Source organism: Streptomyces piniterrae (genome assembly GCF_005048155.1).
GTDB lineage: Bacteria > Actinomycetota > Actinomycetes > Streptomycetales > Streptomycetaceae > Streptomyces > Streptomyces piniterrae.
Genome location: NZ_SUMB01000002.1, coordinates 472,188 through 491,314, shown reverse-complemented (window position 1 = coordinate 491,314; position 19,127 = coordinate 472,188). Strand labels below are relative to the sequence as shown.

18 protein-coding genes are annotated in these 19,127 nt (G+C 70.7%); 8 read left to right on the top strand and 10 right to left on the bottom strand.

What is annotated here, in order from left to right:
• Nucleotides 1-175: 175 nt before the first annotated feature.
• Nucleotides 176-757, bottom strand: a complete 582-nt coding sequence (locus tag FCH28_RS38995) for a DNA-3-methyladenine glycosylase I (protein WP_246102558.1) — start codon at nucleotides 755-757, stop codon at nucleotides 176-178.
• Between the two features lie 798 nt (nucleotides 758-1,555).
• Here FCH28_RS38995 and FCH28_RS06460 point away from each other — a divergent pair.
• Nucleotides 1,556-2,293 carry a hypothetical protein gene (locus FCH28_RS06460; RefSeq protein ID WP_136738723.1) on the top strand — a complete coding sequence of 246 codons (738 nt, stop codon included), beginning with the start codon at nucleotides 1,556-1,558 and terminating at the stop codon, nucleotides 2,291-2,293.
• A 77-nt stretch (nucleotides 2,294-2,370) separates the two neighbouring features.
• On the opposite strand, the gene FCH28_RS06455 is transcribed toward FCH28_RS06460, so the two are convergent.
• Nucleotides 2,371-3,318, bottom strand: a complete 948-nt coding sequence (locus FCH28_RS06455) for an ornithine cyclodeaminase family protein (RefSeq protein WP_136738722.1) — start codon at nucleotides 3,316-3,318, stop codon at nucleotides 2,371-2,373.
• A gap of 697 nt (nucleotides 3,319-4,015) precedes the next feature.
• Between FCH28_RS06455 and FCH28_RS06450 the strand changes: the two genes are divergently transcribed.
• On the top strand, nucleotides 4,016-4,489 hold the full coding sequence (locus tag FCH28_RS06450) for a carboxymuconolactone decarboxylase family protein (protein WP_136738721.1): 474 nt from the start codon (nucleotides 4,016-4,018) through the stop codon (nucleotides 4,487-4,489).
• 196 nt (nucleotides 4,490-4,685) lie between these two features.
• Nucleotides 4,686-5,609: an RNA polymerase sigma-70 factor gene (locus tag FCH28_RS06445; RefSeq protein ID WP_136738720.1), complete on the top strand. Its 924-nt coding sequence runs from the start codon at nucleotides 4,686-4,688 to the stop codon at nucleotides 5,607-5,609.
• A 359-nt stretch (nucleotides 5,610-5,968) separates the two neighbouring features.
• Here FCH28_RS06445 and FCH28_RS06440 read toward each other — a convergent pair whose 3' ends face one another.
• Both FCH28_RS06440 and FCH28_RS06435 read right to left on the bottom strand, forming a co-directional pair.
• Nucleotides 5,969-7,135, bottom strand: a complete 1,167-nt coding sequence (locus FCH28_RS06440) for a DUF2235 domain-containing protein (protein ID WP_136738719.1) — start codon at nucleotides 7,133-7,135, stop codon at nucleotides 5,969-5,971.
• 275 nt (nucleotides 7,136-7,410) lie between these two features.
• The gene (locus FCH28_RS06435) at nucleotides 7,411-8,358 is read right to left on the bottom strand and encodes a LysR family transcriptional regulator (protein WP_136738718.1); all 948 of its coding nucleotides are present in this window, start codon (nucleotides 8,356-8,358) and stop codon (nucleotides 7,411-7,413) included.
• Nucleotides 8,359-8,447: 89 nt separating this feature from the next.
• On the opposite strand from FCH28_RS06435, the gene FCH28_RS06430 reads away from it, so the two are divergent.
• From FCH28_RS06430 to FCH28_RS06420, 3 genes are read left to right on the top strand one after another with little or no spacing between them, the layout of a single operon-like run.
• Complete coding sequence (locus FCH28_RS06430) at nucleotides 8,448-9,368, top strand: zinc-binding dehydrogenase (RefSeq protein ID WP_136738717.1); 921 nt, start codon at nucleotides 8,448-8,450, stop codon at nucleotides 9,366-9,368.
• A complete protein-coding gene (locus tag FCH28_RS06425; protein ID WP_136738716.1) occupies nucleotides 9,365-10,357 on the top strand; it encodes an alpha/beta hydrolase family protein in 993 nt (330 codons plus the stop codon). Before FCH28_RS06430 ends, FCH28_RS06425 begins: the two co-directional genes overlap by 4 nt.
• Complete coding sequence (locus tag FCH28_RS06420; protein WP_136738715.1) at nucleotides 10,354-11,100, top strand: SDR family oxidoreductase; 747 nt, start codon at nucleotides 10,354-10,356, stop codon at nucleotides 11,098-11,100. The genes FCH28_RS06425 and FCH28_RS06420 overlap by 4 nt, the downstream gene beginning before the upstream one ends.
• Nucleotides 11,101-11,152: 52 nt before the next feature.
• On the opposite strand, the gene FCH28_RS06415 is transcribed toward FCH28_RS06420, so the two are convergent.
• Nucleotides 11,153-11,521 (bottom strand): VOC family protein, encoded by a 369-nt coding sequence (locus FCH28_RS06415; protein ID WP_136738714.1) that lies wholly within the window; start codon nucleotides 11,519-11,521, stop codon nucleotides 11,153-11,155.
• A 25-nt stretch (nucleotides 11,522-11,546) separates the two neighbouring features.
• A complete protein-coding gene (locus tag FCH28_RS06410; RefSeq protein WP_136738713.1) occupies nucleotides 11,547-12,308 on the bottom strand; it encodes a metallophosphoesterase family protein in 762 nt (253 codons plus the stop codon).
• 138 nt (nucleotides 12,309-12,446) lie between these two features.
• Here FCH28_RS06410 and FCH28_RS06405 point away from each other — a divergent pair, with 138 nt between their 5' ends.
• Together FCH28_RS06405 and FCH28_RS06400 are read left to right on the top strand one after the other, a co-directional pair.
• Nucleotides 12,447-13,226 (top strand): SDR family NAD(P)-dependent oxidoreductase, encoded by a 780-nt coding sequence (locus FCH28_RS06405; protein WP_136738712.1) that lies wholly within the window; start codon nucleotides 12,447-12,449, stop codon nucleotides 13,224-13,226.
• A gap of 114 nt (nucleotides 13,227-13,340) precedes the next feature.
• On the top strand, nucleotides 13,341-14,222 hold the full coding sequence (locus FCH28_RS06400) for a hypothetical protein (protein ID WP_136738711.1): 882 nt from the start codon (nucleotides 13,341-13,343) through the stop codon (nucleotides 14,220-14,222).
• Between the two features lie 20 nt (nucleotides 14,223-14,242).
• Here the strand turns inward: FCH28_RS06400 and FCH28_RS06395 are convergent, their stop codons facing one another.
• From FCH28_RS06395 to FCH28_RS06380, 4 genes are read right to left on the bottom strand one after another with little or no spacing between them, the layout of a single operon-like run.
• Entirely contained in the window at nucleotides 14,243-15,286 is a 1,044-nt protein-coding gene (locus FCH28_RS06395) for a 2-hydroxyacid dehydrogenase (RefSeq protein WP_136738710.1), read from the bottom strand.
• Between the two features lie 46 nt (nucleotides 15,287-15,332).
• The gene (locus FCH28_RS06390) at nucleotides 15,333-15,959 is read right to left on the bottom strand and encodes a histidine phosphatase family protein (protein ID WP_136738709.1); all 627 of its coding nucleotides are present in this window, start codon (nucleotides 15,957-15,959) and stop codon (nucleotides 15,333-15,335) included.
• Nucleotides 15,956-17,467 (bottom strand): FGGY-family carbohydrate kinase, encoded by a 1,512-nt coding sequence (locus tag FCH28_RS06385; protein ID WP_136738708.1) that lies wholly within the window; start codon nucleotides 17,465-17,467, stop codon nucleotides 15,956-15,958. Before FCH28_RS06385 ends, FCH28_RS06390 begins: the two co-directional genes overlap by 4 nt.
• Entirely contained in the window at nucleotides 17,460-19,127 is a 1,668-nt protein-coding gene (locus tag FCH28_RS06380; protein WP_136738707.1) for an FGGY-family carbohydrate kinase, read from the bottom strand. Before FCH28_RS06380 ends, FCH28_RS06385 begins: the two co-directional genes overlap by 8 nt.

The following is a 19,127-nucleotide window of genomic DNA, read 5'->3' as shown; positions in this document are numbered from 1 at the left end:
AGATCTCCCCCCGGATCCTGGACTCCTGTGGCATAGGGCTCAACAGCCCCGTACGAACCGGAGTCCCCGCGATAATGAATCGCGGGCCGCCGATTTTCAAGCCGGTAGCAGATATTCCCGCACACTTTCTGCAAGCCCGGCAATACATCTGGCTGAGCCGCAGACGTAGACCGCTCTAGTCGTCATACTGACCCGAGGACCCGCGCCGATGGCAACCGACAAGATGTGTGTCGACCATGCCAATGGCCTCCATGAGGGCATAACTCGTGGTGGGACCGACGAACCGGAAGCCGTACGACCGCAGTTCGGCGGCGAGCGCTTTCGACTCGGCCGTGCTGGTGGGCACTTCGGCGACGGTACGGGGCACGGGGGTGCGAGCCGGCTGGTGGGACCAGATCAGCCGATCCAGCCCGCCGTGTTCACGCAACGCCAGCACGGCGCGGGCGTTGGTGCGCGCCGCCTCGATCTTCGCGCGATTACGCACGATCCCGGCGTCGCTCATGAGGCGTTCGACATCCCCGTCGGCGTACGCCGCAACGGCCTCGGGCTGGAAACCACCAAACGCCGTACGGAAAGCCGGACGCTTGGCGAGAATCGTCAGCCAACTCAGCCCCGCCTGAAAGGCCTCAAGCGTGATCCGCTCGAACAAAGCCTGTTCACCACGGACGGGCAGGCCCCATTCGGTGTCGTGATAGTGCAGGTTGAGCGGATGCGAGACGGCCCACACACAGCGCCCAAGTCCGTCCTCCCCCACCACGGCCTGCCCCTCCGTCGACCGGTCGGTCACCACATCGCCAGGTGGGTCGGACGCGCAGAACGCATCGCCGGCTCCAGATGTACTGATCACGCATTCACTCTCTCTTCCGGGGCTCCCCTGGCCGGGAAACCCGTTTCTCCGAGCCCTCCACTTTGCGTACTGCTGGGGCATACACACCGAGCACGGTCGATATCCGGCCGCGACAGCGGTGTCTTCGTCGGCGAAGAAGACCCGATGGCGTACGTAGTGACCGCGGGCAATGGCGCGTAACGCGGAGGGGCAGTCGAGCCGCCCATACAACTTGCCCGGCCGGTGACCGCCCAACGAGCCGGGCGAAGCGCTTCGGTAGGCCCGGCCGTCAGGCCCGATCAGGGTGTACGTTCCGCTTGCGGCGCTCGTCATACGTCTTCACTCACCGCGGCCGACAGCACCCAGGCGCCCCTAGCCGTGACCCCTACCAAACGCGGAACGGCCGCCGGCTGGATGGTGCTCATGAGTCGCTCCAGAGGACGGGGCCGCGCCGGCCGATTGTGTCCGGCTTCAACCGCGGCACGGGCTGCTACAGACCCGAGTGTGCCCGCAGCTCACCCACAGGTCTGGCGGTATTCGGACACCGTGCTGGCCGCTGGTCGTCGACGGACCCTCCGTTCCGTACTTTCGTACATCGTGACGGCCGACGGGCCCCCTTCGTTCCGCACCTGCGGCGGCGCGGCCATTCCGAAATTCCGGGTGCCATACCACTCACCCACCGGAACAATCACGGTCTGAAACATCACGCGAAAGGCAGGAGAGAACTGGATGCCCGCATCAAGGGCCGCCATCGGACGGGACGACCTGCGGCTGAAGGTCGCCGTACAGCACGTACGGATGGGGGGCGAGGAATTCCGGGTGATGCGCCCGGCCAAACCCCTCAAGAACGGGGCACTCTACAAAACCCGCAACTCCTACGACATGTACGTCGACCGGGCGGACGGCCGACGCATCGGCACGCTGTGGCTGCTCGCGGCACGCTCCCCACGGACCTTGCTCTATCTACCGATGCGCACCACCCCGCCCGCGCCGGGGATCGGCTGGGGAGAGGAACAGCCGCTCGATCTCGTGCTGGCCCACAGGTCGGTGCAGTTCCGGCCGTCCCGTTGGAAGCGGTTGCGGGAGCGTATCAACGCGGGGAACGCCGCCCGGGAGATACGGACGGCGAGCGTGCCGGAGAGCGATCTGCCGACCGACGAGGAGAACGAGAAGGCCGACAAGGAGAAGGATTACGCCACCACCCGCAATCACCGGAACCAGCCCTTTCTCCGCCAGCACTTCTTCGCCGAGACACTGTTCCTGACCGGTGATACGTCGGCATTTCGGGACGCCGCGGGAGACGTGTTCGCGGTGACAAAGGAGGGGCCGCCTGCAGCCGCCACCAGGCTGTACCTCCCGGGTGGCTGCAATTACCACGTCTGCAGGGGGCTCTACTACTGGTCGGATGTGCACGCCCACGAGGTGGAGCAGTTCCATGTGGAGTTCAGCCCGCCCTGGACGAAATAGCTGGGAGCGGGCGGCGCGCACAAACCCGCAGCCACCCAGCCGGCGCCCCTCACCCGTCAGCCGTCAGCCGTCACCCGTCAGCCAAGGAGATCGATGATGACCCCGATGTCCCGGCGTTCGGCTTCTTGATGGGCGGCCCAGGAGACGGCGAGGTCCTGCCAAGGGAGGCCGACCGGAGCGTAGACCGTGATCTCCTCGGGGTGGGTACGTCCCGGGTGATCACGGCGGAGGATCTCACCGAGGGTGGCGTCCGCGGCCGATTCCGACAGTCCGGCGTTCGCCAACGCACCTGTAGCGGCGGCAAGTTGACGGTCATCGACCGCGAGCAGGGCGGCATCCAGGAGGTCGGCGGCGAGTTCCCGCTTTCCGGGTTCGTCGGCGCCGAGAGTGGTCAGGTGCTGTCCGGGGCGGATGTCGGTGAGCGCGAGCAGTGGGGTTCGGGACCAGGTGGCCAGCAGCAGGGTGTCCGCGCGGGCGGCGACTTCGGCGGCGGAGTCGGCGGTGGTACCGCCGTGGCGGGCGGCGAAGCCGGCGGCGCGCTCCGCGTCGGTGTCGTGCACCACCAGCCCGCCCCAGCGACGCAGCTCGCGCAGCCCGAGGAGGGTGAGTTCCGCCTGTGCGCCGGCCCCGATGACGCCCAGCACCGCACTGCCGTCTGGGTCGGGAGCGGCGAGCAGATGGGTCCCGAGGGCGGCGGCCAGCCCGGTGCGCCAGGCGGTGAGAGTCGCGGAGTCCAGCAACGCGAGCAGTTCGCCGTCTCGCCCGCTGTGCAGGCAGATGACGCCGCGCAGGGCCGGGCGGGCGCCGGGGAACTTCGCGTTGACCTTCACGGTGTACGCATCGATGCCGGACAGCAGGCCGGGGATCAGCGCGGTGGCGGTCCCCGGGAACGGAAGGTCGGTACGGATCCGCTGCCCGGGGACCGCTCCGGCCCCGGCTCGACGGAACCCGTCACGCAGCACCTCAAGGCAGGCACCGGGATCGAGCACGGCGAGCAGATCGCGGCGGGTGAGTATGCGCGTCATGCCGATCATGCTGCCATTCACGGGCCCTGAGCCGGGCCCCGGAGCGGCTCGAACCATCGGCCCAGGCAGTCCGGGATGCGCTCGCCTCATGCACGCCCCCCGAGCTCCCACGCTGTCGCCCCTGCGTGCCGGCCCTCGTGGCCAGGGACTTCTCTCGTTCGTGTGGCGGTAACTCAGGCGAAGTAGCCGGGGCCGATCGGCGGAGCCGATGTCAGAGTGAGCGCGGCAGCCCGTAGCTCGGCCACCCAAGTCCGCTGATCGAACCCCAACGTGTACTCGATGCAGCACACGCATTGCGGGATGAGCGACACGAACGATCGCTCCTCCTCGGTTTCGACCGCTGTCAGTTGGTCGAGGGCAATCTCCCCCTCGACGAGCCTGGCCGCCAGTCGGCGCAGCGCGTACCGCCGCGCCAGGCCCCAAGTCCGCAGGGAAGACCTCGTCCGCCTGATAACGCCAAGCCACCTCCCGCAGCGACATGCGGCCACTGCGCGTGCCGGCGCCCGTTTGTGGTGTCACTCCTGCTGCTCCCATGGCTCCTACAGTGCCGGGATCCTACGCAAGGAGGTGCCGAGAGGTCGTCGACTGATGTGCACCCGACGGCCGAGTGACGCAGGCCACATTCGTCCGTGTCACAGGGGGTCGGGCTACCCCGTCTCAGGGGGTGTAGCCACTGACGACCACGAAGGAGCACGCCATGGACGCGCGACTGAACTTCTCCACCGGCCCGGACGCCCCCAAGGCCTTCAAGTACATGATGTCGGCGGGCCAGGCGCTCAAGGACATGCCGGTGCCGGCCACGACGCAGGAGCTGGTGGCGCTTCGGGTGAGCCAGATCAACGGCTGCGCCGTCTGCATCGACATGCACACCAAGGAAGCCGCCGCTGCCGGCGAGACCTCGGTGCGGCTGAACCTGGTGGCGGCGTGGCGGGAGGCCACGGTCTTCACCGAGGCCGAGCGTGCCGCGCTGGAGCTGGCGGAGGAGGGGACCCGGATCGCGGACGCGGCCGGTGGGGTCAGCGACGAGGTGTGGGCGTATGCCGCCAAGCACTACGACGAGGAGCAGCTCACCGCACTGGTGGTGCTGATCTCCTTCATGAACTTGGCGAATCGGGTGAACGTCATCACCCGGCAGCCGGCCGGCAACTACGAGGCTGGGCAGTTCCACTGAGGGGACATCGGCACTTGGCTCGGGGTCCGCTGTGGACTCCGGGCCCCGGGCTCGGGGGCGTTACTCTGCCTGCCGGTGGTCCGGATGATCAACGAAGGTGTCTGCCTATGCCTTGAGGTGCCTTCAGATGTCTGCGGCCGGCGACTACTGCCGGGTGGGAGAGCTCCAAAGGGGCTTCAGGGGGAGGGGATTCGGCATGAGCAAGGTCGAGGAGTTCGAGGAGCTGCGACCGCTGCTGTTCTCGATCGCCTATCGAATTCTGGGGAGTGTGGGTGAGGCCGAGGACGCGGTGCAGGAGACCTGGCTGCGCTTTGACCTCACGTCCACCCGCCCCACGTCGACCAAGGCTTTTCTGTCGGCCACGGTGACGCGGCTCTCGATCGACGTGCTGCGTTCCGCGCGGGTGCGCCGGGAGGAGTACGTGGGTCCGTGGTTTCCCGAGCCGCTGCTGAGCGATCCGTATGAGGATCCGGCGCGGTCGGTGGAACTGGCCGACTCGGTGTCGATGGCGGCGTTGCTGCTGCTGGAGCGGCTCAGCCCGCTGGAGCGGGCGGTGTTTGTGCTGCGGGAGGTGTTCGGCTTCGGGTTCGACGAGGTGGCCGCGGCGGTGGGTCGGTCGGAGGCGGCCTGCCGGCAGCTACTGGTGCGGGCGCGTCGCCATATGAAGGCCGGACGGCCGCGCTTCGAAGCGGTTCGCGAGGAGCGGGAGGAACTGGCGGCGCAGTTCTTCGACGCCCTGCGCGAAGGCGACGTCGCCGGTCTGCGGGAACTGCTCGCCGCGGACGTATCGATGGTCGGCGACGGCGGCGGCAAGGCCCCGCAGCTGGCCAGGGCCGTCATCGGTGCCGAGAACGTGGCCCGGCTGCTTGCCTCCGTCTTCCCCCGGTTGGCCCTGATCGACGTGACGTTCGAGCCGCACGAGGTCAACGGCCAGCCGGGCGCGATCTTCCGAGACCGGGACGGGAAGGTGCTCCACACCCTGGCCCTCGATGTACTCGACGGGCAGATTCAGACGATCCGCTCGGTGGTCAACCCCGACAAGCTCGGGCACGTGGGCCCGGTAGGGGACGCCTGGGCAGTCCACCGCGAGTTGAGGCAGGTGCGCCGGCCCACGGAATAACCGAATAGTTGCCGACAGCCGACCGGATGGCGAACCCTCCCATCCCGTCCCCTTGGGGTACGCCCACAGTCCGTGCGCACCCGAAGCCGCAGTCGGGCTCGACGACCGGGACGCCGAACGGACCCCGGAGCGACGGGCGCAGATGCACGGGCGCGGCTCGCCATCGCCGAGTGTCGGGCCCGCAAAGCCGGCTGTCCGGACGAGCTGCGGGCGCACGACATCAGCGCGGGCGACGACGGCGCCCTGTGGCTCACCGGTCTGGGGCTTCTGACGCATCCCTCCCGCGGCGAGCATTTTGATCCCACCGGGGACTCCACCAGGGACCGGCACACCAACACCTCGGGCAGGGGGCGCCTGCATCAGGCAGCGGCTGTCCGGTCCGTGCTGGTGGGCGGCAGTTGCGCGCTGGTTGCGGGCACGGGCACCGGTTCTTCGAGGCGTACCGGGCCCTGGTCGAGATAGCGGTCGAGCTCCGGCGGTCGGTAGGACGTGTCCTTGTCGTGGCGTTCCTTGGCGGACTGCGAGAGATATTCGCACCCGTCGAGACGCCCCTGCTTGTCCGCGGCCTGTCCGATGGGCCGGTGCCACGGTGCGTCCAGTCGGTACAGGCCGGTGTGTGAGTCGTGCACCATGCCCAGGCTGTCGGGCAGCACCCGGAAGTCGATGCTGCGGTCCGCGGTCATGTGACGCGGCCCGGTCTCGCTGAGGACCTCGGCGTCGAACTCCAGCCCGTACCGGCGGGCCTGATGGACCATCCACAGCAGTGTGATGTCGGACAGACCCGTCTCCTTGTATCCGCCGCCGACGTCGGTGTGCACTCCGGAGAACCACACCTGCTTCAGTTCCTGGCCGCTGTCGGCGTCGGCGGCCCGCTGGTGCCACAGTGTCGGGCGGAAGGGTGTGCGCTGCTCGTCGATGGCCAGCGCGTGGAAGGCGCCCTTCACCCAGCTGCTCAACCCGGTGTCGTGGAACTCCCAACGACGGTTGGCCCGGCTCACGACCGGCCTGAGCCACCGGGGGCCCGCATCTGGGATGCCGAGGCTACCGACCGTGTCCCACACTCCGATGAAGTGGATCCCGGTCTCGTGTGCGTACGCCCGGCGGAAGAGAGTGGACGCCGTGCCGGTCGGCTTCTCGATCCGGTCGCGGTACAGGGCCCACGCCTCCTTGATCCGATCGGCGTTCTCCCGGCGCAGGATGCCGCAGTTGCGCACCAGGCCGGCCAGGCTGCGCGCGGTGAACGCCCCCCGGCTGAAGCCGAACAGATACAGCACGTCACCGGGCTCGTAGGCATCGATGAGGAAGCGGTAGGCATCCATGATGTTGCCGGACAGCCCCGCGCCGAACGCGCCGCCGCGCAGGCGCTCCCATCGGCTTGTGCCGACACCGCTGTGGTAGTAGACGCGCTGCTCCACACCGGCGGCCTGCGGTCGGACCGACAGGGCTACTTTGGTGACGTTCGTCTTGCTGGGCTGGTCGGCGAGATTCCATGTGCCGTCGCAGCAGACGATCAGACGTTTGGCCATGCTGTCCCCCTCCGGGGAGAAAGATCCAGCCGCGCATGATCGATGTCGCTATCGATGTCGTCAGTCCGGGCCCCCGGTCCCGGCCTCGCGGCCTCTCACTCCGCATGCCGGTGCCCACCGGCCCGCAGAGCTGATTCGATGATCGCACTACTGTGCCGGCCTCGCCATTCGCCGCGCCCATGCGACGTCGGCGATGGCCATGGCCACGAACCCGTTCGCCCCGGTCCCGTGGCTGTGGCTACTCCCCCCCCCGCGACCACACCACTACTGCTCGCTTACTGCTCGCCCCCGTGCCGGGGATGGTTCTCGGGTGGTTCGGGCAGCCAGTCGCGAGCCGGGTCGTACTCCAGCCATCGGCTTCGTCCTGCTTCTTCCGCGCAGGCGGTGGTGAGGCCGGTCAGGCCCGGGTGGCCGTTGCCGGTGCGCCACAGCAGCGACCATGCGTACAGCGGTGTGGGGTTGACCAGCGGGACGGAGCGCAGCCCGGGGGTCTCCGGCAGGGGCACGTCGGCGGGCAGCAGCGAGAAGCGGTTCGGGTCTGCCGCCACCTCGGCGAGGAAGTGGGTGAGGCCCAGGTTGACGCTCGCGGCGCGGTTCCGGATGTCGAATCGGTCGGTGAACTGGTGGAGGAAGTCGAGTCGGTCCAGCGACCCGGGTGCCCAGAGCACGCCGTCGCGCAACTGGTCGGGGCGCAGCGCCGGTTCGGCCGCGAGCGGGTGGTCCGTGCTCAGTACGGCGTCGACCGGTTCGAGGCGGACGAGGCGGTGTGTCAGTCCTGTGTGCAGCGGTGGGTGGACCCGGCCGAAGGCCGCGTCGATGTCGCCGCGCAGCAGTGCCGCCGTGACCGACGGCAGATCGCGACCGTGGCCCAACGCCAACTCCCCGGCCCGCCCGGCCACTTGGGCCAGTGTCCGCATCGGCGCGTAGAGGTGTCCCCAGACGTCCACGCGCAGCGGACGGTCCTTGCCGACCGCGGCCGCGACCGCGGCGTCGGCGGCGGCCACGGTGTGCCGGGCCGGTTGGAGGAAACGCCGGCCGGCCTCGGTGAGGCGTACCCCGTTGCCGCCGCGCCGGAACAGCTCGGTCCCGAGCAGGGATTCCAGCCGCGCGATCCTCTTGGACAGCGCCTGCTGGGAGATGGCAAGGGTCCCGGCCGCCCGCCCGAAGTGCAGTTCCTCGGCGGCGCGGATGAAGGCACGTACCTGCGCCACGTCGAGATCCATGCCTCCCACCATAGGTGACAACCAAAAGTTGTCGGCTGTGCTGGTTCGTTGTTGGATCGCGGGGCGGCCGCGGGGGTTGCATCGTGCTCATGCAAAGACTGATTCCCACGGGGGAAGCGGCGCGTCCCGTCGCCTTCGCCGAGGTCCCCCAGCCCGTCCCGGAGCCCGGTGAGGCACTGATCAAGGTCGAGGCGTTCGCGCCGAACCGGGGCGAGACTTTCCTCCTTGAACATCCCCGGCCGGGGCTGCTGCCCGGCAAGGACATCGCGGGTCTCGTCGTGCAGGCCGCGGCCGACGGTTCGGGCCCCGGCATCGGCACCCGTGTGGTCGGGCATCCGGCGCAGGGCGGCTGGGCCGAGTACGCCACCGTGCCCACGCATTCGCTCGCGGTGCTCCCGGACAGCATCGACAGCGTACGGGCGGCGGCCCTGCCGCTGGCCGGGATCACCGCCCTCCGACTGCTGCGTACGGCCGGTTCCCCGGCAGGGCGACGGGTGCTGCTGACCGGTGCCTCGGGCGGCGTCGGCCACTTCGTCACCGAGCTGGCCGTCGGGGCCGGAGCCGAGCTGACCGCGGTGACGGCCACGCCGGTGCGCGGCGAGCGGCTCGCCGCGCTGGGCGCGGAGGTGGTGTACGACGTCGCGGCGGCTCAGGGGCCGTTCGACGTCGTGCTGGAGTCCACGGGCGGGCCGGCTCTGCCGGTCGCCCTCTCGAAGGTGCGTCCGGGGGGCACGCTGGTGTGGTTCGGCCAGGCGAGCCGCACCCCGGTGACCCTCGACTTCTTCCAGCTGCTGGGTGGGCCCGAGCGCGTCACGATCCAGCACTTCCACTACGCCGGCGCCCCCTACGGCTCCGATCTCGCGGCACTGGTGCGCCTCGTGGAGCAAGGCCGGTTGCATCCGGAGATCGGCCGGACCGCCGACTGGACCGAGGCCGCCGACACACTGGTCGATCTGCGGGAGCGCCGGATACGCGGTAAGGCCGTACTACTGACGGGAGAGGGACGATGAGCGCCCCCGAGTTCGCCGCGGCGCAGTGGACGCGCGCCACCGGTGCGGGAGTCGACCCCCATGAGTACCGGCGGGTCACCGACGGCCTCACCTCCGTCGCCGACTGGGGACCCCGCTTCCTGCGCACCGGACAGGCCTACCTGGAGCGCGCGGCGGACGCGGGATCGTCCGTCTCGGCCGGTGAGCATCTGCTGATGGCGGCCCGGTGGTTCCATCTCGCCACGCTGGCGCCGTACGAGGAGGCAGGCCGTGCCGCCGTCGCGGCGGACCACGCCCTGAGCCGGGCGCTCGCGGTGTTGGAGCCCGGTGCGCGGCGGGTGAGCGGTGCGGGATTCACCGGCTGGCTGCGCGGCCCCGCCGATGCGCCGGGCACCGTGGTCGTCGTCCCCGGCCTGGACTCGGCGAAGGAGGAGTTTCTCGATCTGGTGTCCGCGCTGCTGGCCAGAGGGCTGGCGGTGTTCGCGATGGACGGCCCGGGGCAGGGTGTGCTGGCGGCGACGACGTCCCTCAGGGCGGAGTACGAGCGGGTGGTGGGCCGGGTCATCGACGCGCTCGGCGTCACACGCATCGGGCTCGTCGGCCTCAGTCTGGGCGGCTATTTCGCGGCCAGGACCGCGGCACTGGAGTCGCGCGTGGCGGCGGTCGCCACCGTCAGCGGTCCCTTCCGCCTCGACTGGGACGAACTGCCCGCGCCCGTACGGGACATCATGGCGCGACGCACCGGAGGGGCCGACGCCGCCCGCGAGTTCGCCGGGCAGGTGGACCTTGCCGCCCTGGCCCCGCGCATCGCGGCCCCGCTGCTGGTCGTCGACGGAGGCCAGGACGTCATCCCCGGCGTGACGAACGGCGAGCCGCTGGCCCGTCTGGCACCGCACGGCACATATCTGTCCGTCCCCCACGGCGATCACCTGCTCGGCAACGCGCGGCCCGACTGGCTCCCCCGCCTCGCCGACCACCTCACGCACACCCTGATCGGAGCACCGGCATGAACCGCTTCACCGGGAAGACCGTCCTCATCACCGGCGGCACCAGCGGCATGGGCCTGGCGACCGCGCACCGCCTCATCAGCGAAGGCGCCCAGGTCATCGTCACCGGCCGGACCCACGCCCGGGTGGACGCCGCCACCCGTGCGCTCGGCCCCGACGCCTCGGGGGTGGTGGCCGACGCCGCCGACCTCGGCGCGGTGGACGCGCTGATGGAGACGGTACGGAAGCGTCACGGCCATCTCGACAGCCTCTTCGCGAACGCGGGCATCGGCACGTTCCTGCCGTTCGAGGACATCACCGAGCCGGACTTCGACCACGGCGTCGACGTCAATTTCAAAGGGGTGTTCTTCACCGTCCAAAAGGCGCTGCCGCTGCTGGTGGCCGGGGGCTCGGTGGTCATCAACGCGTCCTGGACCCTGCACCGGGGAAACAGCGTGCTGACCCTGTACTCGGCGGCCAAAGCCGCCGCGCACAACCTGGCCCGGACGCTCGCCGCCGCGCTCGGACCGCGCGGTATCCGCGTCAACTCCGTCAGCCCCGGCTACATCGACACCCCGATGTACCCCGCCGCCGCGCTGAGCACGGCGGAGGAGGAGGCGCTGACCGGCCAGATCGTCGCGGGCCGCTTCGGACGCCCGGAAGAGGTCGCGGCGGCCGTGGCATTCCTCGCCTCCTCCGACGCGTCCTACATCAACGGCCAGGACCTCGTCATCGACGGCGGCCTGGTCGGTGCCGTGCCCGCGTGAGCGGCAGGCAGTCGGGCAAGGGGGCGCCGGGTGACCTCGTCGCGGCCTCTTCTCAGCCTCTGACCAGGCAGAAGGGGTGCCCGGCCGGGTCGGTGAAGACGCGCCACCTGTCCTTCCCCGGCTGGTGTTCCGGCTTGCCCGCGCCCAGTTCCAGCAGCCGGGCCTCGGCCTCGTCCAGGTCCTCGACCGCGAAGTCGAGGTGGAACTGCTGGGGAAGGGTCGGGTCGGGCCAGCGCGGAGCCCGGTAGTCGTCGACCCGTTGAAAGCCGATGAGGAGACCGTCGGCACGGCTGAGGCCGGCGAATTCGGAGTCTGATTTCGGGTGCGGTTCAAGGCCGGTGACCTGCTGATAGAACGCCGCCAGAGCCAGCGGATCAGGGCAGTCGAGTGTTATCGCGGTCAACTTCATCCGCAGGGTCATGGCACCTCCGGGCCGGTCGTGGCAGTCACGGTGTGTGGTCGCGTCCGTCCCGTGGGCCGAAGGCTTCGAGGGCTTCCGCGTCGGTCGCGCGGGCGTGCAGGAAGTAGTCGGCCCACTCGGCGATTTCAGGGTAGGACGAGTCCTGGCCGACCCGGGTGACGGCCGCCGCGATGTCGAAGTCCGTGGTGCGCAGTTCGACGCCTGGCCCCAGGAGAGCCCAGTGGGCTCCGGTTCTTCCGTAGGGCATGCCGATGCTGCCGGGGTTGACGACGAGTCGACCGTGGGCGAGGCGGACGAACGGCATGTGGGTGTGGCCGCAGACCACGGTGCGGATGTCGGCGTCGAGTCCGTCGAAGACCTCCTTCCAGCGGTCGAGTCGGGAGTCCACCAGGACGACCTCCTCGTCGTCACGGGGCGTGGCATGGCAGAACAGCACTTTCCCCAGGCCACGCACGGACAGCGAAAGTGATCGTGGCAGCGAGCCGAGCAGGTCGAGATGGTCGGCGCGGAGCTGTTCGGCCGCCCAGGGGGCGATGGGATCGGGGATCGTGTCGCGTTGCCCCAGGCGGTATTCGAGGAGTTCGCGGTCGGCGTTGCCGCTGATCCAGGCGACGCGGTCGCCGAGACTCGTCAGCAGGTCGAGAACCTGGGTCGGCTGCGGGCCGGCGGTGATGTCGCCGGTGAGCACGATGCGGTCCGCGGTGTGGACGTCCGGTTCGGCGAGCGCTGCCTCCAGGGCCGGCAGGACTCCATGAATGTCGGACAGGACCGCTACTCGGTTCAGCATGGTCACCACTGTGGGGTGAACACAGCCGAGCGGTGGGGTCTTTCGCCCGGCGCGTAGTTCGAGGGGGGGCGTGTTTCCCCACCCGGAGGGTCCCGCCCCGGGCGCTGTCGCCGTGGACGCGCCGTCTAGGGTGCGGACATGACCTCGCATGGCTACCTCTCCGAACTCTTCTCGCTGGACGGCCGGGTCGCCGTGGTGACGGGCGGCAGTTCCGGCATCGGCCGAGCCATCGCCGGGGCTCTCGCGCGGGCGGGGGCGAGCGTGGTGATCATGGCGCGCAAGGAGTCGGAACTGGCCGCCACGGTCGACGAGTTGGCGGCGGACGGCTGCCGGGCGGCCTGGGTGAGCGCCGACCTGAGCACCCGCGACGGGGTCCGCGCGGCGGCGGAGCAGGCGGCCGAGGTGTTCGGCGAGCCCGACATTCTCGTCAACAGCGCCGGCATCAACCTGCGGCCGCCGATGGGCGAGCTGAGCGAGGACGTGTGGGACACCACGATGGCGGTGAACCTGGAAGCGCCCTACCTGTTGGGCCGGCGGTTCGGGCCCGGCATGGCCGAGCGGGGCTTCGGGCGGATCATCCACATCACCTCCCAGCAGGCACACCGGGCGTTCGTCCAGAGCGGCGCCTACGGGGTTTCCAAGGGAGCCCTGGAGTCGCTGGCCCGCTCTCAGGCCGAGGCGTGGTCGCCACATGGCGTCACCTGCAACACGCTGGTGCCCGGGTTCGTCATGACCCCGCTCAATGCGCGGTTGTCGTCCGACCCGGAGAAGGTGGCGGCGCTGGCCGCGCGCACGATGGTCGGGCGCAACGGCCTGGCCGAGGACTTCGCCGGAGCGGCGGTGTTCCTGGCCGGCCGCGCCTCGGGCTATGTCACCGGGCAGGCGATCTTCGTCGACGGCGGGTTCTCCGTTCACTGAACCCTCTCAGGGCGGCGTCCTGGCCACTCCCATGCCGGCCGGTTATCGCCGGCATGCCCGACGGGTGGCGTGTTGCGGATTGGCGCCTGGCGCGGTCGGCGTCACATTGAGGCCATGTCGAGACTTCCTGCCATGCTGATGGCGACCGTCACGCTCGTCATCCCGCTCAGTATGGGTCCCCTGTCCGCGCCGTCCGCCGTGGCGGCGCCTCGATCCGTCGCGCCCGAGCCCCAGTGCACGCTCCCCGCGGGGCTCGCCGAACTCAGCGGTATCGCGATGAGCGCCAGGCACCCGGGCGTGTTCTACGCGCACAACGACAGTGGCAACCCCCATCAGGTTCTGGCCATCGACTGTTCGGGCGCGACCGGTCGGCTCAAGGCCACTTTCACGCTGAGCGGAGTGACCAATACCGACTGGGAGGGCATCGCCGTCGGGCCCGACGAGAACGGGCGGCCTTCGGTTCATGTGGGCGACATCGGCGACAACCTCTCCAGCCGTACCGAGATCTCCGTCCACCGCTTTGCCGAGCCCGACCGGCTGGCGGACGCGACGGTGTCCCCTGCCACCTTCCGTTTCGCCTATTCCGACGGGAGGCATGACGCCGAGTCGCTGCTCGTCGACCCGGCGTCCGGTCGGTTGTATGTGGCGAGCAAGGTGCTCGGTTCGCGGGGCAGGCTCTACCGGGCGCCGCTGCCCCCGCAGCCCGGACAGGTCAACACTCTCACCCCGGTGGGCAAGGGTCCTGTGTGGGCCACCGACGGGGCGTACTCCCCCAGCGGCAGGTCATACGTCCTGCGCAGCGGCGGTCCGTTCGGGCCGAACACCGGCTATGTCTTCGACTCGGCCGGCACCGAGCTCGCCGAGGTCGCCCTGCCCTCCCAGCCGCAGGGCGAGGCCGTCACCTACGCCGACTGCACCTCGCTGCTCGCGGGCTCGGAGAACGACAACCGGATCTGGCGTGTGCCGCTGCCGGCCGAGGCCACTCCGGGGTGCTGAACGGGCCGCCGCCCCGCGCGTCAACTCGCTTTGAGAACTTCCGGGTTGGCGCAGTGGGCCAGCGCCTCGCCGCGCAGATAGCGGCCGACCTCTGCCGCGGCGATCCGAGCGGCCTTGTGCGCGACCTGCTGGCTGCCACCCGCGATATGCGGCGTGAGGACGACACCGGGGGCGGTCAGCAGCCGGGAGTCGGCGGGCAGCGGTTCCTCCGGGAAGACGTCGAGGCCGGCGCCGGCGAGCTGGCCGGAGTCCAGGGCGTCGCAGACCGCGTCGTAGTCCAGGAGGGCCCCGCGGGCGCAGTTGACGAGGACGGAGCCGCGGGGCATGGCGGCGATCTGCGCGCGGCCGATCATGCCCTTGGTCTCGGCGGTCACGCGGGCGTGCAGCGAGACGATGCGGGAGCGGCGGAGCAGTTCGTCCAGGGAGACCTGCTCGGCGATGCCGGCCAGCGCTTCGGGGCGTACGTAGGGGTCGTGGACGAGCACCTCGGCGCCCATGGCGCGCAGGACCTTGGCGACGCGGCTGCCGATGGCGCCGTAGCCGATCAGGCCGATGGTGGCGCCGTCGATCTCGATGCCGCAGTTGTCGTAGTCGTAGTAGTCGCCGCGCCAGACACCGCGGCGGAGGTCCGTGTGGGTGTCGCCGACGCCGCGGGCGGCGGCGAGCATCAGGGTGAGGGTGTGTTCGGCGGTGGCGGTGGCGTTGCGGCCGGGGGCGTAGCAGACGGCGACGCCGTGCCGGGTGGCGGCTTCGAGGTTGGCGTTGACCGGGCCGCCGCGGCTGGTGCAGAACAGTTTCAGGTCGGGGCAGTTGGCGAGGATGCGCTCGGTGAGCGGACCGTGCTCGGTGACACAGATCTCGATGCCCTGGAGGGCCTCGATCATCTCGTCCTCGGTGCCGGATGCCTCGATGACCTCGGCGACCGGGCCGAAGGGCGTGTGCGGCCAGGGGAACTGATGCTCGCGGACCTTGAGGGGCAGGTCCCCGGCAGCCTGGCGGACGGCGTCGGCGAACAGGCTCGGGCGGATGAAGTGGTTGCCGGCGACGAGGACGGGGGTGGTCATCGGGAAATTCTCCTGAAGTGGCGGTGCGGCAGGGGCTGTTCGCGGGTCAGTGGTAGACGGGGATGGCGGTCATCGCCGGGGTGTTGAGGCGCAGCAGCGCGGTCCGGCCGTCCTCGACGCGGATCTCGGTGAGGGCGCCGTTGTGCAGTTCGGGGAAGACCCGGCGGTAGTCGGCGAGCGGTATGCCCAGCAGATGGCAGAGCAGGACCCGGACGAGGGTGGAGTGGGCGACCAGGAGGATCCGGCCGTGCGGATGCTCGCGGGCGATGTCGGCCAGGCAGGCGGCGGCACGTCCGGCGGCCCGGCGCGGGTCCTCGCCGCCGGGGAGATGGTGCTCGACCGGGTCGGCAAGGAAGGCGTCCAGCTGCTGCGGGAAGCGGTGCCGCATCTCGTCCCTGGTCAGGCCCTCGCCCTGGCCGAAGTCCAGTTCGTAGAGGCGCTCGTCGATGCGCGGAGTGAGGCCGCAGGCCTCGGCCGCGGGGCCTGCGGTGAGGCGGGCGCGGGAGAGCGGTGAGCTCCAGACGGCGGTGAGGTCGGCGGTCGTCGCCCAGTTGGCGAGTGTCGCGGCCTGCTCGCGACCGTGGTCGGTGAGGGGCACATCGGTGCGGCCGGCATAGCGGTTCTCGGCATGCCACACGGTCTCGCCGTGGCGTACCAGGATGAAGTCGGTCACTGCGTGGCCCTCCTGCGGGCGTGGTCGGCCACGGTCTGGTCGAGCCAGCCACGGCGGGTGAGTTCGTCGATGAAGCGGAGGTAGACGGGGAGGTAGCGGGCGGTGCGGTCGGGGGCGGGATGCAGCTCCTCGGCGATCCGGACCATGGCGGTCGCCGCCTCCTGGAGGGATGCTCCGGAGGAGGTGGCGGCGAGTACGGCCATGCCGATGGCGCCTTCGGCTTGTTCGGGGAGGCGTACGGCGCGTCCGAGTACGTCGGCGCGCAGCTGGTTCCAGTAGGCGTTGCGGGTGCCGCCGCCGGTGAAGGTGAGGGGCCCGTCGACGGGGGCGCCGATGTGGTCGAGGTAGTCGAAGCAGAGCCTTTCGAGGCAGGCGACGCCGAGCAGATACGAGTGGAACTCGGCGGCGCGGGTGGGGAGTTGGCCGAGGATGAAGGGTTCGGCTTCGGGTGCGCGGAACGGGAAGCGCTCGCCGCCGGTGGAGACCAGCGGGTAGGCGACGGCGTCCGGGTCGAGTGCCGCGGCCTGCTCGGTGAGCACGTCGACGTTCTCGCTGTGGAAGTACTGCGAGATGACGCCGGCACCGCTGCTGGAGGCACCGCCGGGCAGCCAGTTGCCGTCCGGGCCGCGGTGGCAGTACACGACGCCCGCCGGGTCGCGGACGAGGTGGGGGCTGCTGCCCTTGAAGACGAGGGTGGTGCCGAGTACGCAGTTCCAGGCGCCGGGGGCGAGGGCTCCGGCGCCGATCTGGGCGGCGCAGCCGTCGGTCATACCGGCGACGATGGTGGTGCCCTCGGGGATGCCGGTGGCCTCGGCGGCGTCGGCGCATACGGTGCCGAGCGCGCTGCCGGGGCGTACGACATCGGGCAACAGGCTCTCGGAGACGCCGAGTTCGGCCATCACCTTGTGCGGCCAGCCCTCCTCGACCAGGTGGTAGCCGGTCTTGAGGGCGTGGCTGGCGTCGCTCGGCACCTGGTGTCCGGCCAGCCGCCAGGTGATCAGGTCGACCTGGTGGAGCAGCCGGTCGCCCCGGTGGGTGGTGGCGGGTTCGTGGTCGAGCAGCCAGCGGAGTTTGGGCAGCGCCCAGGACGGCTGCATGCTGCGGTAGCCCAGCTCCTCCCAGACCGCCGCGCCGGCCTTGTTGACCGCCTCGGTCTGGTCGGTGGCGCGCCCGTCGTCGTACATCAGCCCCGGGGTGAGCGGGGTGCCGGCGGCATCGGCGAGCAGGATGGTCCCCGAGGTGCCGTCGACGGCCAGTCCGCGGATCCGGCGGGTGTCGATGCCGTGCAGGGCTTCCTGGCAGGCACCGGACAGCGCGGTCCACCACTCCTCCGGGTCCTGCTCGTGGCACCTGCCCTGACGGCGGCTGGTCAGCGGGCGGGAGGCGGAGGCGAGGACCTGTCCGGTGCCGTCGACGGCGACACAGCGGGCGCTCTGGGTGCCCAGGTCGAGGCCGAGCCAGGTGCCGTCGAGGGTGGGGGTGCGGCTGGGGGTGTGCGGGTCAGACACGGGTGCCTCCAGGGGCGGTGGGGGCGCGGGGGCCGGTGGTGACAGTGGTGCCGCCGGCGGCCGGGCGGACTGCGTGGGTGGCCGGGGGTGTGGGGCCGGCGCCCTGGCGGGGTATGCCGTCGTCCGCGGGCGGCGGCCCGGATGCCGCGCGGCGTCCCGCCGTGCTCCCCCGCCAGACCGCGCCGCCCCGCCAGCCGGCCTCGCGGGCGATCGTCCGCCAGCCGAGGAAGTCCTCGTAGAGCGCGGCATAGAACTCCGCGCGCTCCGGGTCCGGCTCCCAACTGCTCCGCATCCGGACGTACTTGGTGGCGGCGCTGTGCATGCTGCTCTCCGCGCCGGAGCGGACCAGACCGGTGAGGAACGCGCCCTTGGCGCCCAGTTCGGTGTCCCCGGCGCGGGCGGTCGGCACCCCGGTCGCATCGGCGATCAGCGCGCACCAGGCGTCGCTGTTGGCGCCGCCGCCGCACAGCCGCAGCTCGCTGATGTCGGTACGGGCGGCGGCCAGCGAGTCCCGCAGGACGAGGGAGAGCCCGTCGAAGACGGCGCGGGCCATGTCGGCGCGCGAGTGCTCCAGGGACATGCCCCAGAAGGAGCCGCGGGCGCGCGGATCGAGGAACGGAGCGCGCTCGCCCGCCGGGGAGAGATACGGCAGGAACATCAGCCCGTGGGCGCCGGGCTCCGACTGGAACGCCAGCCGCGCCAGCTCCGGAGGCCCGGTCAGCCCCAGCATCTCCGCGGCCCAGCCGAGCACCTCGGCGCCGTTGAGGGTCGGGAAGGCGCGCAGCACCCGCTCGCGGCCGCGGTAGGCGATGTTGATGCCGGACGGTTCGCCGGTGGTGTCGACGTCGGTGCGGACGATCTCGGTGCACAGGGTGGTGCCGAGGATGCTGCACGCCTGGCCGGGGTTGACGACGCCGACGCCGCGGGCGGTGGAGGCGATGTCGTAGGGGGCCATCACGACAGGCAGTCCGGCGGGCAGCCCGAGCTGTCCCGAGGCCTCGGCGGTGATCTCGGCGATCCGTTCCGACTCGCCGAGGACGGTCGGCAGCAGCCGCGCGTAGGCGGTCAGGCCGAACAGTTCCAGGATCTGCGGGTCGTAATCGCCGGTGGCGTGGTCGAGGAACGGGGCGGAGGCGTCGGATTCGTCGGTGGCGCGGACGCCGGTGAGGCGGAGGAAGAGCCAGCCGGCGGCGGTGAGCGAGGTGGCGGAGCGCGCCAGCCGGTCCGGGTCGTGTTCGGCGAGCCAGCTGAACAGGGCGTTGGGCATGCCGGCGCAGGTCAGCGAGCCGTTGCGGCGGAAGGCCGCTTCGAGGATGCCGTCCCGCTGCCAGGCGGTGAGCCGGTCGCCGGCCCGGCCGTCGGACCACAGGATCGCCGGGCCGGTGGGGCGGCCGCGCTCGTCGACGAGCCAGGCGCCGTCGCCCTGGGCGGTGAAAGACACCAGCCACACCGGGTCGGCCAGCTCCGACACGTCCGAGAGAACACTGCGGACGGTGAAGACAACGGCGTTCCAGACGGCGTCCATGTCCTGTTCGGCCCAGCCGGGGTGCGGCCGGTGCACCTCGGTGGCCTGGCGGGACACCGCGATCTCGGTGCCCTGGTCGTCGAAGACCACCGACTTGATCATCGTGGTGCCGACATCAATGGTCAGTACGGACAT

Coding starts and splice junctions, on each gene's coding strand:
- FCH28_RS06460 (WP_136738723.1), top strand. CDS start 1,556: ATGCCCGCATCAAGGGCCGCCATCGGACGGGACGACCTGCGGCTGAAG.
- FCH28_RS06455 (WP_136738722.1), bottom strand. CDS start 3,318: ATGACGCGCATACTCACCCGCCGCGATCTGCTCGCCGTGCTCGATCCC.
- FCH28_RS06450 (WP_136738721.1), top strand. CDS start 4,016: ATGGACGCGCGACTGAACTTCTCCACCGGCCCGGACGCCCCCAAGGCC.
- FCH28_RS06445 (WP_136738720.1), top strand. CDS start 4,686: ATGAGCAAGGTCGAGGAGTTCGAGGAGCTGCGACCGCTGCTGTTCTCG.
- FCH28_RS06440 (WP_136738719.1), bottom strand. CDS start 7,135: ATGGCCAAACGTCTGATCGTCTGCTGCGACGGCACATGGAATCTCGCC.
- FCH28_RS06435 (WP_136738718.1), bottom strand. CDS start 8,358: ATGGATCTCGACGTGGCGCAGGTACGTGCCTTCATCCGCGCCGCCGAG.
- FCH28_RS06430 (WP_136738717.1), top strand. CDS start 8,448: ATGCAAAGACTGATTCCCACGGGGGAAGCGGCGCGTCCCGTCGCCTTC.
- FCH28_RS06425 (WP_136738716.1), top strand. CDS start 9,365: ATGAGCGCCCCCGAGTTCGCCGCGGCGCAGTGGACGCGCGCCACCGGT.
- FCH28_RS06420 (WP_136738715.1), top strand. CDS start 10,354: ATGAACCGCTTCACCGGGAAGACCGTCCTCATCACCGGCGGCACCAGC.
- FCH28_RS06415 (WP_136738714.1), bottom strand. CDS start 11,521: ATGACCCTGCGGATGAAGTTGACCGCGATAACACTCGACTGCCCTGAT.
- FCH28_RS06410 (WP_136738713.1), bottom strand. CDS start 12,308: ATGCTGAACCGAGTAGCGGTCCTGTCCGACATTCATGGAGTCCTGCCG.
- FCH28_RS06405 (WP_136738712.1), top strand. CDS start 12,447: ATGACCTCGCATGGCTACCTCTCCGAACTCTTCTCGCTGGACGGCCGG.
- FCH28_RS06400 (WP_136738711.1), top strand. CDS start 13,341: ATGTCGAGACTTCCTGCCATGCTGATGGCGACCGTCACGCTCGTCATC.
- FCH28_RS06395 (WP_136738710.1), bottom strand. CDS start 15,286: ATGACCACCCCCGTCCTCGTCGCCGGCAACCACTTCATCCGCCCGAGC.
- FCH28_RS06380 (WP_136738707.1), bottom strand. CDS start 19,127: ATGTCCGTACTGACCATTGATGTCGGCACCACGATGATCAAGTCGGTG.